Genomic DNA, 15,847 nt, shown 5'->3' on the forward strand with positions numbered 1-15,847 from the left:
CGCCTTCTCCCACAAGGGGGAGAAGGATACGAAGCCTTGGCCCGAACGGCTTAGGCGAAGTTGGATGAGGGCAATGCTTGCCTCATGCCTCGCACCTGCCCTACATCATGAGTGTTCGGAGCAAGGGGGCGTCCATGGCGATCGATCAAGCCGCTCAGGAGGCCGCGCTGCTCAAGCGGGCAATCACCGGCATCAGCGACTATTCCAGCCGTTCGCGCCGCACAGAATATTTCCTCTACTGGATCATGGCGAAGCTCGCCGGCGTCTGCGCCACGATGCTCGCAACGCTCGCGCTGCGTGGATCTTCCCTCACGATCCTGATGGGCCTGCTTTTCATCCTGCTGGGCTTGCCGCAGCTCGCGTTGTTCGCACGCCGCCTGAACGATCAGGACCGTTCGCCACTCTGGAACATCCTGTCCTTCCTGGCCTTTTTGACCGGGCTTTGGACCACCGTCACACCATCACCCTATGTCAGCCTCGACAAACTGGTCGCCGCCCTTCTTGCCGCCGCGACACTGATCGTCGCGGCGCTGCCTGGCACCAAAGGCCCTAACCGCCATGGCCCCGATCCACGCACGTCCGACGCCTGATGGAACCTCCGACTGACCTCGGCGCCTATGGCGCACAGCATATCCCCGCCGCTCTCGACGCGCCCACCCTTGCCCTCATCGAAACCGCCCTCGCAACGCTCCCCGCCGACCAGCCCGGCCTCCGCCTCGCCAGCCTGCCCGCGCTCGCCGCCATGCTAGGCGCCACCGGCACGATCGGCCGCCACGCCGCCGCCCATCTCGGCCTGGAGGCGAAACCCGTCCGCGCCATCCTGTTCGACAAGAATCCGGCGACCAATTGGGCGCTCGGCTGGCATCAGGACCGGACCATCGCCGTCACGGCGCGCATCGACACGCCCGGCTACGGCCCGTGGACGATCAAGTCCGGCATCTGCCATGTCGCCCCGCCGCAAGCATTGCTCGACCGGATGGTAACGCTGCGCGTCCACCTCGACCCGGTAGACGCCGGCAATGGCCCGCTACTGATCGCTCCCGGATCGCACCGCCACGGCCGCGTGCCCGAAGGCGAGGTCTCCGCATTCGTCGGGCGATGCGGCACCCATGCCTGCCTCGCCGAACGCGGCGACATCTGGCTCTACGCCACCCCCATCCTCCACGCCTCCGACGCCGCGACCAACCCGCGCCGCCGCCGCGTCCTGCACCTTGACTATAGCGCCGACACCCTGCCCGGCGCACTGGAATGGGTAGAATTGTGATGGATGGCGCCGAACCCCGCCGCCTGCGGCTTTGGTTGATCCTCGGCGTCCAAATCCTGCCTATTCTTTTCTTCTGGTTTCTGCTGCGTCCGGGCTATTCGCATCACGTCCGGCTCGGCGGTCTATTGCTGATGCTCTACAATCTTATTGTCGCAGCCGTGCGCCTCTCGCATTAACATCCTCCACCCCAACCACCCGCGCCCCATCCTGCATCGGGTGCGTCACCAAACTCACCTCCACCAGCTCCAGCCCCAGCAACTCGCGCGGCCGCGCGCCCCGCGCCGCCTTCACCCGATATCCGAAGCTCAGCCCATCGACCGCGCCCGCCGCCAGCGCCGCCGCCGCCGCGCGCCCGGCCGCTGTCCGGCGCGACACCCGCGCAATCACGCGCAGCCCGCGCGCATCCTCGCGCGCGCTCTCGACCGTGCCGATGACGCTCCCCGGCCCATGCTGCCACAGCAAAGGCACGCGGCCCACGTCGACCGCGCCGAACGCGCCCGCCCGCACCACGTCGCCGCCCCGGTCCACCCGGTCGAAGATCGCCGCATAGCCCGCAAAACGCAGGTCGCCGCCGCTCATGCTCTGACCAATCCGACCAGCCCGACCTTCACCGCCACCCCCAGCAGCACCAGCGCCAGCCCGATCCGCACCGCCCAGCCGATCACCGCCCCGCGCGCCGCCTTCTTCGCGTCGCGCCAGGCCGACAGCAGCTCGCGCAACTCCCGCACATCGCCCTCCGCACGCCGGTCGGCCAGCCCCAGCCGCTCCAGCGCCCGCCCGGCGCCCAGCTCGCTCGCCTCCTCGATCAGCGCGCGGATCGTCACCATGTCGGCCACCTGCCCCTGCGCCTGCGCGACCAGCCGCGCCAGCATCTCGTCCTTCATGCGCCCCTCCTCTCGCCCCGGCCCCGCAAACCGCCTTGCAGACCAGTAAGTTCGCGCAGAGCCCGCAAAGATCGCAGAGATCAAAAAAGGCGGCCAAAGGCCGCACTCCTCAAATAATCTCCGCGTCCCCGCGCCGCCGCGTGATCCAAAAATCTCAGCGCCCTCTGCGCCTCCGCGCGAACAAAATCACACCCCCAGCATCGCCTTCTTCTCCTCGGCCGACAGAAAATCCGCCGCCGCCACCCGATCCCACAGCGCCGCCCGCTCGTCCGACAGCGCCGGCACGGCGTCCAGGTCCGGCTCCACCACGACGCCCGGCCACCAGCCGCTCAATCCCTGCGAAAGTCCCGCGCAAATCTTCGCCACCAAAGGCAAGATCGCCTGCCGCCACAGCGCCTTGTTCGCCTCGCGATAATTGGCGTAGGCGTTGTCGCCCGGCAGCCCCATCAGCATCGGCGGCACCCCGAACGCCAAAGCGATCTCCCGCGCCGCCGCGCTCTTCAGCGCCACGAAGTCCATCTCGGCCGGCGTCAAACTCATCGCCTTCCAGCTGAGTCCCCCTTCCAGCAGCATCGGCCGCCCGGCGTTCGCAGCGCCCTGAAACGCCGCCTCCATCTCGCGCTTCACCCGCTCGAACTGCTCAGGGCTCAGCACCGATCCGTCGCCCGGATCATAGACCATCGCCCCCGACGGCCGCGCCGCATTGTCGAGCAGCGCCTTGTTCCAGACGCTCGCTGCATTGTGGATCGCCACCGCGCCCGCAGCGGCCCCTGCGCAGCCCAGCCCATAATGATCGTCCAGCGGATGCAGCGATTTCAGGTGCAGCACGCTCGTCCGTCCCGCCGCATCCTCGGGGTGCAGCCGCGTCACGCTCTCCCCTACGCGATAGAGATAGGCCGCCGGCCACCCCCGCGCATCGGCCTCGACCGAAACCCGTTCGGGCCGCAGCGCGAACAGCTCGGCCGGCTTGCCGTCGGCACCGGCGATCAGCTGGACATAGCCATTGCCGTGCAGCAGCAGATGGCAGGCAAGCGTCTCGATCAGCCCCTGCCCCGCCGAAGCCCGCCGCACCAGCGCCAGCACCCGCGCATCCTCGTCGCTCCCCCGCACCTTGATCGCGCAAGCCCCCGCCCCTTCGGACACCAGCCGCATCGCCCGCTGCGCCACCGCATTGCCCATCACCCCGGCACGCAGCTGCGCTTCATAGGAGGCAGGCCATTCGCCGAGCGCCACCGCCCCGGAACCCCAAGCCCGCGCCAACACCGGCCGCGCGTCGCCGGCGGCCGCCTTCGTGAACCATTTCATGGCTTGCTCCCAACGCACCGATACAAACAAAAAACCCCTCCCGTTCACGGGAGGGGCAGCGAGACTTGGCGGCTCTGCCGCCTAGTCGCAGCGGGGTGGGCGCGACCCTTACCCGCCGCCCCAAGCCCCTTCTCCCCGCAGGGGAGAAGGATACGAAGCCTTGCCGCACAGCGGCTAGGCGAAGTTGGATGAGGGGGACGGCACAACGCCTGCCCCACCTAACACCCACCGTCATCTCGGCCCTGAGCCGGGATCCCGCTTACTTCAAGCGCTCGAAGGAAAGTGGGATGCCGGGTCAAGCCCGGCATGACGACAGAGCGGCTCTTATCCATGGCAGACGTTCTGAAAACTCGTCATATGATGTCTGCAATGTCTCGCGCACCATGCATCCTGCTCTGCTTGCCGCTTCTCCTATCTGGATGCGAACCAGAGCGCGGGATGGGGTCAAGCAGAGATTTCACTTCGCCAGTCGATGTCGCTTGCGTGGATAAAGCTTTGCGCCAGACCTTTGGGATGGTCGAACGATGGGATTACGTTAGCGATGGAGGCACGTTCCCGGATGGCACCCCCTTTGCATATTATAAGTGGAACGATGGGGTTGCATGGACAACGCTTCACATCGGTGCCGTAGGCGAAGCGACCCGCATCTCGCACCAATTCACCGGGATAGGTGCTGCGTTGCCTCAGACCTCATTTCCGCCCGCAATGAAGGCCATGGCAAAGGCCAGTTCAACTCTTCAAACTGCCTGCGGGATGAACCTGTCGGGCATGGAATGGCGAGAGATAGGGCAGCGAGTAGAGGCGTTGGATTGATCTTCTGCCACATCCGAACCTCGCCTAACCCCTCACATCCCCCGCACCCGCGCCTCGCCCCTCACCCCCAGCATCAGCTCACTCATCGCCCAAACCAAAGCGTCCGCGCGATCCGGCGACCGCCCCGGCCCCACATAGCCGCCCCCCGCCAGCAGCCCGCACATCTGGTCCTCCAGCGCCGGAAACGCCCCGCGATGCGCCACCCGCCCGGCCTCGTATAAAGCCGCCACCGGCTCCGCCCGCGCCGCCTTCCCCCGGCTCGCATGGACCAGCCGCACCGGCATCGTCTCCTCGGCCGCGCGCAGCACGCTCGCGACCATCGCGCCGCCATTATTCGCCTCGGCCACCACCCGGTCCGCGCCATGCACCATCGCCGCCGCCGCGACCGCGCGCGCCCAGCCTTCGGGCCGCTGCCGCTCGACGCTGGCGTCGGCGATCACATAGGCGCGCCCGTCGCCGCCCAGCCCCGCCACCACGATGCCGCAGGCGTCGCCCTCGGCCGACGCGGGCGGATCGACCGCCACCACCACCCGGCGCAGCACGCCCGGCACATGCGCCACCCGGCACCGCTCAATGAGGTCGCGGGTCCACAAGGCGCCCTCCACCTCCGCGATCAACTCGCCGTCCAGCTCCTGCCGCCCCAGCCGCGTGCCGCCATAGGCCGCCGCCATCGCCGCGACGAAGCCGGGGGCGAGGTTCGCGGCGTTATCCGCCGTCCGCCCGCCGGTCACGACCACGCCGTCCGCCGCCACCAGCCGCCGCACCAGCGGCACCGGCCGCGGCGTCGTCGTCGCCAGCACGCGCGGCGCATCCCCGATCCGCAACCCCATCATGAGGTTATCCCACGCCGCTGCCCCGCTCGCCCATTTGGCGATCTCGTCGGCCCAGCCATGGCTGAACTGCGGCCCGCGCAAGCTCTCCGGCTCGGCCGCGCCGAACAGCATCGCCACAGCGCCATTGGGCCAGGTCAGCCGCCGCAGCGCCGGCGCGTAATCGGGCCGCGCCCACCAGGGCGCAACGCTCAGCACGCCCGAAACCCCTTCCACCATCACGGCACGCGCCTCGCCCAGCGTCGCGCCGACGAGAGCGATCCGCGCCGCCGGATCCGCCTCGGCGATGCCGCGCACCCATTCCGCCCCGGCCCGCGTCTTGCCGAAGCCGCGCCCCGCCATCATCAGCCACACCCGCCAGTCCCCCGGCGGCGGCAGCTGCGTGGGCCGCGCCTGGAACCGCCAATCCCATCCCAGCCGCGCCGCGCCATCCGCGTCCAGCCGCGCCAGCAGCGCCGCCCGCTCGGTCGCCTCCAGCCGCGCCAGCCACTCCCGATCCGAACCCCGCATCGCCCTCCCCCAAACACGCCACTCAAGGACGATTGCACCCATATGGTTCACCAAGCCGCGCGCCACCCGTTCCCCGGCGAAAGCCGGGGCCCAGGGCGTCCAGGCGCAAAGCCCGATCTGACGCGGCAAGACATGTCTCACGCGAAGCCGCGAAGGCGTCCGCACATTTCACAAGAAAATTCGCGCAGAGCCCGCAAAGACCGCAGAGAACAAAAAAGCCGCCAAAGGCGGCCAATACACTCATCTTGTCCGCACCCCCGCGCCTCCGCCTGAACAAATCTCAGCGCCCTCTGCGCCTCTGCGCGAACATCAAAAAGCGACCACCCCGCGACAGCAACAATACTTAACAGATGACGTGGGAACGCCCGCCCGCCCCGCGACATTTTCGCAATCGCACAACAGCTATGTAGAAGGACCGCCATGCAGAAGGACCGCTCGTTCCGTACCCGCAACCTCCTCACCATCATCGGCGCGGCGTTGGTGATCGGCGGCGGCGCGCTCGCCGCCAGCGTGCTGGCCGATCGCCCCGCCGTCGTCAAACCCGCCACCGGCACCGCGCAGGCGATGGCGCTCGCCGCCGACAAGCCGACCACCCGCTGACCGCGAAAAGGGGGCGCGGCTCCCCCGCGCGCCTATCGTCGCGGCGCCATGCCGCCGAAGGTCACGAGGCTCTCCGCCCCATCTTTCGCCACGGCCGCGACGCCGATGAAATGGTCGTCGACCACCACATCCTTGAGCAGAGTCTCGGTCGCGCCCGTCACCGTGCGCGCCTCGCTCCAGTCCTGCGCGTCGGCCCGCCGCCAATAGACTTTGTAGGCCGCAGCCCCCGGCACAGCGTCCCAGAGCACCCGCGTGTCCATCGACAATGCCCCGTCCAGCGACACGCTGGCAGGCGCTGCGGGCGCTGAAGCCAGCGCCCGCAGCGCCGCGACATTGAGCGCCGTCACTTTCGCCAGATAGGCAAAATCCATCCCCTCGACCGTGTCGCCATAGACGCGGCCATTCTCGGTCCGCAGATCCTGATGCTGCCGGTCGTAATTCTCGATTCCCACCGAAAAGCGCACCGCCGGATAGCCCGCCTCGAGCAACGGCGTATGGTCGCCCCCGCGCCCGAACCGGTCCGGCCGCCGCACCGCAAACACGTCCAGCCCGATGCCGGGATCGGCCTTCGCGATCCCGTCGATCTTCTTGGCGAGCGCCCGGGACGGCCCGTCATCCTCGCCGCCGATCCCGCGCCGCGCCAACCCCGCCTTCCCGTCCTCGGACGACCGTATCCCTTCGGAAAACACACGCACCCGGTCGGCCACGCGACGCCCGTTCTGGCCCACCGTGTTGCCGACGATATCGTTGTTCAGCATCGCCCGCACCTGCCAGCCCCGCGCCTTCGCGGTGTCCGCCAGCAGCTTGCCGCCCCACAATCCCTGCTCCTCGCCCGACAGCAGCGCATAGACGATCGTCCCGTCGAACGTTTCGCCCGCCAGCACCCGCGCCGCCTCGATCACCAGCGCGCTGCCCGACGCATTGTCGTTCGCGCCCGGCGCGTCGCTGGTCGCGTCCATGACGTCGGTCACCCGGCTGTCGATATGCCCCGCGACGATCACCACCTGGGATGGATCGCCCGTCCCCTTCTGGATCGCGAGCACATCGACCACCTCGACCCCGTCCGGCGCGCGCGGCCCGCTGAACCGCTGCGCCACCGTCTCGACCGTCAGGCACCCGCCGCAGCTCTTGCCAATCGTCTCAAACTGCGCCGCCCCCCAGCGCCGCGCCGCGCCGATGCCGCGTTTCGGATCGGTCGCCGAAGACAGCGTATGCCGCGTCCCGAACCCCACCAGCGCCTCGACGCTCGCCTTCAACCGCCCCGCCTCCGGCGCGCGCCCCTGCGCCGGCAAGGCCGTGGTGGAAGACAGCCCGCCCAGCGCGACAACAAGCATCGGCAATCTCTTCATCCCACCAAACTGACCGCCAACCCCACCAAAGTAAACCTCCCCCTTCTCCCACAGGGGGAGAAGGATACGAAGCCTTGCCGCAAAGCGGCTAGGCGAAGTTGGATGAGGGGGACCGGCGCAGGGCTCGCGCGCTTCGCTGAGTGAGAAGGGCACGCAGAACCGCGAAGACGCGGAGACTCTCGCCTTCCCAAAAATTTCGCGCAGAGCCCGCAAAGATCGCAGAGAACAAACCACCAAAGACGGCCTCCCCCATCCCCACCGCGCCCCCGCGCGAACCAAAAATCCTCCCCGCCCTCTGCGCCTCTGCGCGAACAATTTGACGATCGCACCGCAATCTCAGCCCCACCCCTTCTCCCCCAGGGGGAGAAGGATACGCAGCCTTGCCGCAAAGCGGCTAGGCGAAGTTGGATGAGGGGGACCGGCGCACCCTGCGTTCCCTCACCTCCGCGCGAAAAAACAAGGTCGCTGCCGCGCCTCACCCCTTCAAGACTGCACCCCTGCAAAGCAAAACAGAGGCTTGATCCCCCTTGACGATCGATCCAGCCAGTAGCACCAGAGGAATTCCGCCGACAAAGCGGGACTGAACCTTGGGGGTTAACACATGTTGAGGATGACTATCGCGGCGGTAGCGCTGGCTATCGCTGCGCCTGCTTTGGCGGAAACATTGACGGTCGACAATATCGTGGCGCTGGTCAGCGCCGGCATCAGCGACGACGCGGTCATCGCGAAGATCAAAAGTTCCGGCACCCGTTTCGACCTGACGACAGACCAGATGATCCTGCTCAAGAGCAAGGGCGTCTCCGGCGCGGTCATTTCGGCCATGCTGGCGGACAATGGCGCGCCGGCCGCCGCACGGGCGCCGGCCATGTCGATGGACTCGCCCGATCCCATGGTGCCGCATCCCGCCGGCGTCTATCTGCTCTCCAGCACCGGAGCCGGTCGCCGGATGCAGCGGATCGATCCGACCGTCACCAATCAGGCGAAGACCGGCGGCATTTTCGGCTATGCGTTGACCGGCGGCATCGCCTCCATGAGCATCAAGGCAGCGATTCAGAACGAAACCGCCCGCGTTCACGCCCAGGAGAACAAACCCAGCTTCTACTTCTTCTTCGATGAATCCAACCCCGACACCGCGCGCATGGCGACCGCCTGGGCGGCTGGCACCGCTGCCACCGTTTCGTCGCCGTCCGAATTCACCCTCATCAAACTGATGAAGAAGGACGGTCGGCGTGAAGCGCGGGTCGGCAGCGCCAATATCGGCGGCGCCAAGACGGGCGTCATGGACAAGGACCGGATCGCCTTCGACTATGAAATGGTTCGGCCGGGCGTGTATCGGGTTACCCCGCTTCAGGAACTGCCCACCGGCGAATATGGCTTTATCTATGCCATTGCCGGCGGCGGCGCGGCCGGTGCGATGACCGCGCGCATCTTCGACTTTTCGATCTGACAAGGGCGGAGGGCAGGTCCGTCTCCCAGGACAGACCTGCCACCCCTCAATCCCGCCGGCTCGTCACCTTCGCCGTCCCATCGGGCAATATCTCGATCAGATGCGCGGTGCCGTTGTCGCACTGCGCCTTCCATCCCTTGACGCCGTGGGCCAGCGTCGCGCGCTCCGATCCGCTCACGACGGGACACGGCGCCCCGCTCGCGCGTATCGCCTTCTCGTGCACGGTGTTGCGAGTCGCCTCATCCAGCCCGGCCACCTGCGCCGCCGCGCCGGTCTCTGGCGCGGTCGCATTGGCGCTCGCCGCCGGCTGCTCCGCCTCGCCGCACGCCGCCAGCGTCATCGCCCACCCCAGCACCACCCACCGCATCGTCCGTCCTTCCGCGCTCATTCCAGCCCTTTAGGTGCCCGCTCGCGCCGCCGCGATCAACTCCCTTCCGCCGCGCGCCTGCGCCGTATCTGGTCGAACAGCGCATCCACCTGCGCGATCGCCGCCGGCCCGCCCGGCCCCTCCTGCGCCGCCTGTTCGGCCCGCCGCCGCTCCATCCGGTCCCGGTAGAAGGTCAGCAGCCGCAGCGCCACTGCCGGATTGCCCTGGCGCTTGACCTTGCGCGTCTTCACCGCGCCCTCGCCGTCGGTGACGATCTCTTCGGTCTCGCTGCCGAACAGCACGGCGCGCATCAGCATCAGCTCGATCTCGCCATAGCCCATTTCGATCGCCTCTTCCCAGGCGCGGGCAAAGCCCGGATCGGCCTTTTTCCGTCGATAGGCGCTGGTGCGGCCCTTGCCGATCTGCCGCGCCGCCTCGCTGGCGTTGCAGGTTTCGGCCAGCACCGCCAGGAACGTCGCCTCGTCCGCCTTGCTCCAGCCGTCCTTGCGGCGCTGACGCATCTGCGCGCTGCTGGTCCCGCCCGCCTCCTGCCGCTGCGGCACCAGCGCCTTGTCCCTCGCCATCGCGCCCCTCCCGAACCCCGGCCGATCGCCGACACGAAAAGGGCCGGCCCCCGTCAGAGGACCAGCCCTTCACCCCGCCGCGTCGGCGACTCACATTTTCCCAATGTCCACATCCCTGCCATAACAGCGTGACGCTGTCAAGCAGAATGTTCCATATAGGTTATTTGTCGAGCATTCCCTTGACCGCCTGCCATTCCGCTTCCAGCGCCGCCGCGACGCTCGGCCGCGCCTTCACCGCCGCCAGCCACGCCGATGTCCTGGGCCAGCGCGCCGGCTCCAGCCCGTCGGAGGCATAGGCGACATTGATGATCGGACATGCCACGGCCAGATCGGCCAGGGTGAAGCGATCCTCGATCAGCCAGCCGCTTTCGGGCAGTACGCTCTCCAGATAATCATAGAGTTTCGGCATTTCCTCCGCCTCGGCCTTGTCCGCCGCGGCCAGATCGGGCGTCATCTTGACGAACCGCGCCACCACCCGGTTGAAGAAGATCTTCGAGCCCGCCGCCTGCACGATCGTGTCGCCAAACTCCTCATACCAAATGGTGCGCGCCCGCGCCTTGGGTTCGACCGGGATCATCTCCTCGCCGGGCTTCAGGGCATCCATATAGGTTATGATCGCGGTCGAATCGCACAGCAGGAAATCGCCATCCTCCAGCGCCGGTATCTTGCCGAAGGGCGATCCTTTCAAAAAACCCTCGCCGCCCCGGCCGAAGCCGGCCGGCTGCACCTCCGCCGCAATCCCCTTTTCCGCAGCAAAAACAATCACCTTGCGGACGAAGGGCGACGGTCGCGCACCATGGATAATCATGAGCATCCTCCTCTCTCGTGGTCGGATCGGCACAATGGCAGTTCAGTATCAAACCGCAACGATTCTCTCAATTCATTTCGACATCGAAACAATTTGCAAAGGCCGAATCAGCTGTCCCACTCGCTGTTCGCTTAAGCCCCGCGCCGGCGCTATTCCCCTGCCCCCGCCGGTGCCATGGTCCGGGTATAATCGATCCGTATCCGCACCCAGCTGCCCACCATGACCTTGCCGTTGACGCGCGGCGGCAGCACCAGAAACTGCCAGGCGGCCAGCCGCACCGCCTTGGCAAAGCCCGATCCCAGGGGAGATTCCCCCAGCGTCTGGCAATTCTCGACATGATAATGGTCGACCGTCTTGCAGGCGACCAGCCCCCAGCCATTGGGCGGCGCGTCGCCGGGAATATAGGGCGACAGCTCGGCATGGCTCGGCCGCCTGTACCATTCCGCCTCGAACAGCTGAACCCCGCCCGGCCCTTCGCCCGGCCCGACCACCGCCGCGCTGTCACCCTTGCCCGCGCCGGCGCCGACCGCCCCCTTGGGCAGATTGCCGATGTCGGCCGCCGCCATCTGCTCGCGGCTCATCGTCAGAAAGGGGAAGGGCGATGGCGGCTGCTCGGCCGGTTTCTCGACTGGCACCGGCGGCCGGATCACCGGCGCTGCCGCCTTTTCCGGGCGCGCCTCGTCCTGCTCGCGCCGCCGCGTCCGCTCGGCCTTGGCCTGGCTGTCATCGGTCTTCTGCCCGGTCTCGACATCAAAGGTGACGGGCAGCCGATCCTCCTGCCGCTCCGGCGCGATCTGCGGCGACAAAGTGAACAGCGCCAGCAGCAGGAGCAGATTGAGCACCAGCGCGAACGCCACCCCGCCCGCGCGCTGCCGCACTTTGTCCCAGGGGATGGAGAGGCTGTTCAAATGGGGCGACCGGGCTAAGCTACTGGCATGGCGTCATGCCCAGACGACGAGGGAAGGTCAACGCCGTCGCCATCGCACCATCCTGTCAGGGCGAAGGCGGACAAAGACCTCCGACGCCGCCGTCCCGCACGCAACGCCCAGCGGTTAGCACACATCCTCTTCGCGCACCACCGGCCGGCTTTCCCGCGTCGCCCGCATCCGGCTCGCCTTGTCCTCCGGGTCGCTGGTCAGCACGACATGGTCGTCATGGACCTCCAGCAGCGTGCCGGCGAAGGGAAATCCCTCTAGGCTGCCCGTCACCCGATAGCTCACCATGTCGCCCACCTTGAAGGTCGCGGGATCGGTGTTGAAGGTGAAGGGGCAACTGCCCTCGCCCATGCCTTGCATCTGTGTCTCCTCGTCGCGCCTGTTCTAGGCCGGCCGCAGCACCGATCAAGTGCCTCTGGCGCTTCGCCCACCGGAAAGCTCTGGCGAGCCGGAACGATCTCGGCTAGGTCGCCGCCATGCTCACCAGGCTCTACCAATGGACACTGGCGAAGGCCGCGCACCGCCATGCCGAACGCTGGCTGTTCCTCATCAGCTTCCTGGAATCCAGCTTCTTCCCCATCCCGCCGCACCCGCTGCTCGGCCTCATGTGCCTCGCCCGGCCGGACCGGGCGCTGCGCTTCGGCTTCCTGTGCACCCTCGCCTCGGTGCTGGGCGGGCTGCTCGGCTATGCGATCGGACATTTCTTTTATCAGGCGGTGGGGCAGCAAATCCTGGACGCGCTGGGCCTCACCGCCAAATTCCCGGTCGCCGCCTGCTATCTGCGCGATTATGGGGCGGAAATCATCCTCATCAAGGGCGCGACGCCGATCCCCTTCAAGCTCATCACCATCACGGCGGGCTTCATCGGCCTCTCACTCTTCACCTTCCTCTGGGCCAGCATCGTGAGCCGCGCGTTCCAGTTCATGCTGGTGGGCTTCCTCTTCTGGAAATTCGGCCGCCCGATCAAGGCGTTCATCGAGAAATATCTGACGCTCCTCTCGGGCCTGTTCCTCGTGCTGGTCGTCGGCGGCTTCCTCGCCGCCTCGATGCTGTCGGGCGGCGGCGGCAAGGATGACAAGTGCAGCCACGCCACTATGGCGACGCTCGGCGCGGGCGGCCGCTGACCGCCGCGATGCAGGCGATCCTCTCCCGCCCGAAGCTCGCCGCCCTCATCGCCGGCTTTCTGTCGGCGACCGGGTTCGAGCCGCTCAAGCTCTGGCCCGTCACCCTCGCCTGCCTCGCCCTCCTCATCCTGCTGATCGAACGCGCCCCTGATCGCCGCGCCGCTTTCCTGCGCGGCTGGCTGTTTGGGGTCGGCCATTTCACCCTCGGCCTCAACTGGATCGCCCACGCCTTCACCTTCCAGGCAACCATGCCGCACTGGTTCGGCTATGGCGCGGTGATCCTGCTCTCGCTCTATCTCGCAATCTATCCGGGATTAGCGACCCTGACGGCATGGTGGCTCAACCAATCCTCCCCTGTAAGGGGAGGGGGACCACGAAGTGGTGGAGGGGTGTCCCCCTATCGAGAGGGGAACACCCCTCCGTCTGGCCTGCGGCCAGCCACCTCCCCTGCAAGGGGAGGATTGTCGCCTCTCCCCCTCCCCCTCTTCCTCGCCGCCACCTGGCTCATCAACGAATATCTCCGCGCCACCCTCTTCACCGGCTTCGCCTGGAACCCGCTCGGCGTCACCCTGCTGCCGACCGGGGCCGCGATCGCCGCCACCCTCATCGGCACGTATGGGCTGTCGGCAACAACCGTCGTCATTGCTGGTGCACTGCTGCATCACGTCCGCCACTGGATGAACGCAACGCCGGGGTGGCATGGTTGGAAGGTCGGTCTGAATTCGGCCTGGAAGGATGGCACTTGGCCCTCCTACGCAATCCTGTCGCCACTAGGCGTAATCCTCCCGCTCCTGCCGCTTCTGATCCTGTCCGCGCCGCCTCGCCCCGGCCCACCGCCTCCCCCCGGCGCGCCCCGCATCCGCATCGTCCAGCCCAATATCGGTCAGGGCGAGAAATACTCGCCCGAAGCCGAAGTCCGCCACTTCCGCACTCTCGCCGCCCTCTCCGGCCGGCCCCGCCCCGCCCCGCGCCTCATCTTCTGGCCCGAAGCCGCCATCCCCGCCTATCTCGACCTCGAACCCGACTGGCGCGCCCGCCTGGCCGCCCTCCTCGGCCCCGGAGACCTTCTGATGACCGGCGCGGACAAGGTCTATTTCAGGCCGGTCACCGAAAACGGCGTCACCACGCAAAAGCTCGCCGGCGCGAACAACAGCCTCTGGATCGTGACGCCGCAGGCGACCATCGCCGGCCGCTATTCCAAGGCGCATCTGGTGCCCTATGGCGAATATCTGCCGATGCGGAACATCCTTGAGCCGATCGGCCTCTCCCGCCTCGTCCCCGGCGACGCCGACTTCTGGCCCGGCCCCGGCCCGCAGAGTCTCGCCCTCTCTCCCGCCACCGGCCGCCCGCCGCTCAAGATGGGCGTGCAGATTTGCTATGAGATCATCTTCTCAGGGCACGTCATCGACCGCGCCAACCGCCCCGCGTTCCTCTTCAACCCCTCGAACGACGCCTGGTTCGGCAGCTGGGGTCCGGTCCAGCATCTCGCGCAAGCTCGCCTCCGCGCGCTGGAGGAGGGCATCCCCATCCTCCGCTCCACCCCCACCGGGGTCTCCGCCGTCATCGACGCACGCGGCCAGGTGCTGCGCTCGCTCGGCCTCAACCGCGCCGGCTATCTCGACTCCGCCCTGCCCCCGGCGCTCCCGCCGACCCTCTTCGCGCGCTTCGGCAACCTCCTCCCCCTCCTCTTCGCCGCGCTGCTGCTGGGCCTCGCCATTGCCAGCCGCCGCGCCAGCCGCTAAGGCGTCCGCTGCACATAAAGTTTTCTTTATACGCAGACACAGCATCAGACTGGAGCAACCATGCGTTCGACCTACCTCTTCACCTCCGAATCCGTGTCCGAAGGCCATCCCGACAAGGTCGCCGACCAGATCAGCGACGCCATCGTCGACCTGTTCCTCTCCAAAGACCCCGAAGCCCGCATCGCCTGCGAAACGCTGACCACCACCCAGCTCGTCGTCCTCGCCGGAGAAATCCGCTGCAAGGGCGTCTATGAAAATGGCGAGTGGGCGCCCGGCGCGAAGGAAGAGATCGAAGCCACGGTCCGCAACACCGTCCGCGAAATCGGTTACGAGCAGGACGGCTTCCACTGGAAGAGCTTCCGCTTCGAAAACAACCTGCACGGCCAGTCGGCCCATATCGCCCAGGGCGTCGACGCCAGCGGCAACAAGGATGAAGGCGCGGGCGACCAGGGCATCATGTTCGGCTACGCCGCCGACGACACGCCCGACCTCATGCCCGCCACCCTCTATTACAGCCACAAGATCCTGGAGACTATGGCGGCCGACCGCCATTCGGGCGCGGCTCCCTTCCTCGAACCCGACGCCAAGAGCCAGGTGACGCTCCGCTACGAAGGCAGCAAGCCCGTCGCCTGCACCGCGATCGTCGTCTCGACCCAGCACGCGCCGGGCTATGACCAGGGCGAGAAGGAAGCCGAGCTTCACGCCTATGTGAAGTCGGTGGTGGCCAAGGTCATTCCCGCCGCGCTGCTGAGCGACGAGACCGTCTATCACATCAACCCGACCGGCAGCTTCGAGATTGGCGGGCCGGACGGCGACGCCGGCCTCACCGGCCGCAAGATCATCGTCGACACCTATGGCGGCGCTTCGCCCCATGGCGGCGGCGCATTCTCGGGCAAAGACCCGACCAAGGTCGACCGCTCGGCCGCCTATATCACCCGCTACCTCGCCAAGAACATCGTCGCCGCCGGCCTCGCCCAGCGCTGCACGATCCAACTCGCCTACGCCATCGGCGTCGCCAAGCCGCTGTCGCTCTATGTCGACACCCATGGCACCGGGACGGTCGGCGACGACAAGATCGAGGAAGCGATCGGCAAGATCGAGAAACTGGGCGGCATGACCCCGCGAGGCATCCGCACCCATCTCGGCCTCAACAAGCCGATCTACCGCAAGACCGCCGCCTACGGCCATTTCGGCCGCACGCCGGAAGGCGACTATTTCCCCTGGGAACGGCTCGACCTGATCGACGACCTCAAGGCCGCGCTGTAACGAGCGCCACGCCGTCGAA

General features: G+C 67.4%; 19 protein-coding genes. 9 read left to right on the forward strand and 10 right to left on the reverse strand.

Translation table 11 applies throughout. The features are described from left to right. Nucleotides 1-134: 134 nt before the first annotated feature. Genes V2B31_RS02330 through V2B31_RS02340 form a run of 3 tightly spaced genes read left to right on the forward strand, consistent with a single transcriptional unit; the run spans nt 135 to nt 1,440 of the window. Nucleotides 135-590, forward strand: coding sequence for a DUF805 domain-containing protein (locus tag V2B31_RS02330; RefSeq protein WP_328274924.1), 456 nt, complete (start codon nt 135-137; stop codon nt 588-590). Next, nucleotides 590-1,264 carry a phytanoyl-CoA dioxygenase family protein gene (locus V2B31_RS02335; protein WP_328274926.1) on the forward strand — a complete coding sequence of 225 codons (675 nt, stop codon included), beginning with the start codon at nt 590-592 and terminating at the stop codon, nt 1,262-1,264. Before V2B31_RS02330 ends, V2B31_RS02335 begins: the two co-directional genes overlap by 1 nt. Next, nucleotides 1,264-1,440, forward strand: coding sequence for a hypothetical protein (locus V2B31_RS02340; protein ID WP_328274928.1), 177 nt, complete (start codon nt 1,264-1,266; stop codon nt 1,438-1,440). The genes V2B31_RS02335 and V2B31_RS02340 overlap by 1 nt, the downstream gene beginning before the upstream one ends. On the opposite strand, the gene V2B31_RS02345 is transcribed toward V2B31_RS02340, so the two are convergent. The 3 genes from V2B31_RS02345 to V2B31_RS02355 all read right to left on the reverse strand — a co-directional run bounded on the left by V2B31_RS02345 (nt 1,409) and on the right by V2B31_RS02355 (nt 3,453). Then, nucleotides 1,409-1,843 (reverse strand): HK97 family phage prohead protease, encoded by a 435-nt coding sequence (locus tag V2B31_RS02345; protein WP_328274930.1) that lies wholly within the window; start codon nt 1,841-1,843, stop codon nt 1,409-1,411. The two genes, V2B31_RS02340 and V2B31_RS02345, sit on opposite strands and share 32 nt — an antisense overlap. Continuing rightward, on the reverse strand, nt 1,840-2,148 hold the full coding sequence (locus V2B31_RS02350) for a DUF6127 family protein (RefSeq protein ID WP_328274933.1): 309 nt from the start codon (nt 2,146-2,148) through the stop codon (nt 1,840-1,842). Before V2B31_RS02350 ends, V2B31_RS02345 begins: the two co-directional genes overlap by 4 nt. A gap of 186 nt (nt 2,149-2,334) precedes the next feature. Further along, nucleotides 2,335-3,453 (reverse strand): phage portal protein, encoded by a 1,119-nt coding sequence (locus V2B31_RS02355; protein WP_328274935.1) that lies wholly within the window; start codon nt 3,451-3,453, stop codon nt 2,335-2,337. Between the two features lie 483 nt (nt 3,454-3,936). Between V2B31_RS02355 and V2B31_RS02360 the strand changes: the two genes are divergently transcribed. After that, nucleotides 3,937-4,266, forward strand: coding sequence for a hypothetical protein (locus V2B31_RS02360; RefSeq protein ID WP_328274937.1), 330 nt, complete (start codon nt 3,937-3,939; stop codon nt 4,264-4,266). Nucleotides 4,267-4,298: 32 nt separating this feature from the next. Here V2B31_RS02360 and V2B31_RS02365 read toward each other — a convergent pair whose 3' ends face one another. Further along, a complete protein-coding gene (locus V2B31_RS02365; RefSeq protein ID WP_328274939.1) occupies nt 4,299-5,606 on the reverse strand; it encodes a DNA-packaging protein in 1,308 nt (435 codons plus the stop codon). A gap of 420 nt (nt 5,607-6,026) precedes the next feature. Between V2B31_RS02365 and V2B31_RS02370 the strand changes: the two genes are divergently transcribed. Continuing rightward, nucleotides 6,027-6,206 (forward strand): hypothetical protein, encoded by a 180-nt coding sequence (locus V2B31_RS02370; protein ID WP_328274941.1) that lies wholly within the window; start codon nt 6,027-6,029, stop codon nt 6,204-6,206. 32 nt (nt 6,207-6,238) lie between these two features. Here the strand turns inward: V2B31_RS02370 and V2B31_RS02375 are convergent, their stop codons facing one another. Continuing rightward, nucleotides 6,239-7,555, reverse strand: coding sequence for a M28 family peptidase (locus V2B31_RS02375; RefSeq protein ID WP_328274943.1), 1,317 nt, complete (start codon nt 7,553-7,555; stop codon nt 6,239-6,241). Between the two features lie 601 nt (nt 7,556-8,156). Here V2B31_RS02375 and V2B31_RS02380 point away from each other — a divergent pair. Next, nucleotides 8,157-9,002, forward strand: coding sequence for a hypothetical protein (locus V2B31_RS02380; protein ID WP_328274945.1), 846 nt, complete (start codon nt 8,157-8,159; stop codon nt 9,000-9,002). A gap of 46 nt (nt 9,003-9,048) precedes the next feature. Here the strand turns inward: V2B31_RS02380 and V2B31_RS02385 are convergent, their stop codons facing one another. From V2B31_RS02385 to V2B31_RS02405, 5 genes are all read right to left on the reverse strand, one after another. After that, complete coding sequence (locus V2B31_RS02385) at nt 9,049-9,390, reverse strand: hypothetical protein (protein WP_328274947.1); 342 nt, start codon at nt 9,388-9,390, stop codon at nt 9,049-9,051. A gap of 35 nt (nt 9,391-9,425) precedes the next feature. After that, nucleotides 9,426-9,953 carry a hypothetical protein gene (locus V2B31_RS02390; RefSeq protein WP_328274949.1) on the reverse strand — a complete coding sequence of 176 codons (528 nt, stop codon included), beginning with the start codon at nt 9,951-9,953 and terminating at the stop codon, nt 9,426-9,428. A gap of 160 nt (nt 9,954-10,113) precedes the next feature. After that, the gene (locus V2B31_RS02395) at nt 10,114-10,761 is read right to left on the reverse strand and encodes a glutathione S-transferase family protein (protein WP_328274951.1); all 648 of its coding nucleotides are present in this window, start codon (nt 10,759-10,761) and stop codon (nt 10,114-10,116) included. Between the two features lie 149 nt (nt 10,762-10,910). After that, the gene (locus tag V2B31_RS02400; protein ID WP_328274953.1) at nt 10,911-11,669 is read right to left on the reverse strand and encodes a hypothetical protein; all 759 of its coding nucleotides are present in this window, start codon (nt 11,667-11,669) and stop codon (nt 10,911-10,913) included. Nucleotides 11,670-11,813: 144 nt separating this feature from the next. Further along, on the reverse strand, nt 11,814-12,056 hold the full coding sequence (locus V2B31_RS02405; RefSeq protein ID WP_328274955.1) for a hypothetical protein: 243 nt from the start codon (nt 12,054-12,056) through the stop codon (nt 11,814-11,816). Between the two features lie 116 nt (nt 12,057-12,172). Here V2B31_RS02405 and V2B31_RS02410 point away from each other — a divergent pair, with 116 nt between their 5' ends. The 3 genes from V2B31_RS02410 to metK are packed head-to-tail and all read left to right on the forward strand — an operon-like array spanning nt 12,173 to nt 15,828. Then, nucleotides 12,173-12,820: a YqaA family protein gene (locus tag V2B31_RS02410; protein WP_328274957.1), complete on the forward strand. Its 648-nt coding sequence runs from the start codon at nt 12,173-12,175 to the stop codon at nt 12,818-12,820. Nucleotides 12,821-12,828: 8 nt separating this feature from the next. Continuing rightward, on the forward strand, nt 12,829-14,562 hold the full coding sequence (lnt, locus tag V2B31_RS02415; RefSeq protein ID WP_328275205.1) for an apolipoprotein N-acyltransferase: 1,734 nt from the start codon (nt 12,829-12,831) through the stop codon (nt 14,560-14,562). A 60-nt stretch (nt 14,563-14,622) separates the two neighbouring features. After that, nucleotides 14,623-15,828 carry a methionine adenosyltransferase gene (gene metK / locus V2B31_RS02420; protein ID WP_328274960.1) on the forward strand — a complete coding sequence of 402 codons (1,206 nt, stop codon included), beginning with the start codon at nt 14,623-14,625 and terminating at the stop codon, nt 15,826-15,828. The last annotated feature ends 19 nt before the right edge of the window (nt 15,829-15,847 follow it).

The sequence above is a fragment of the Sphingobium sp. genome (genome assembly GCF_036170395.1).
Lineage (GTDB): Bacteria > Pseudomonadota > Alphaproteobacteria > Sphingomonadales > Sphingomonadaceae > Sphingobium.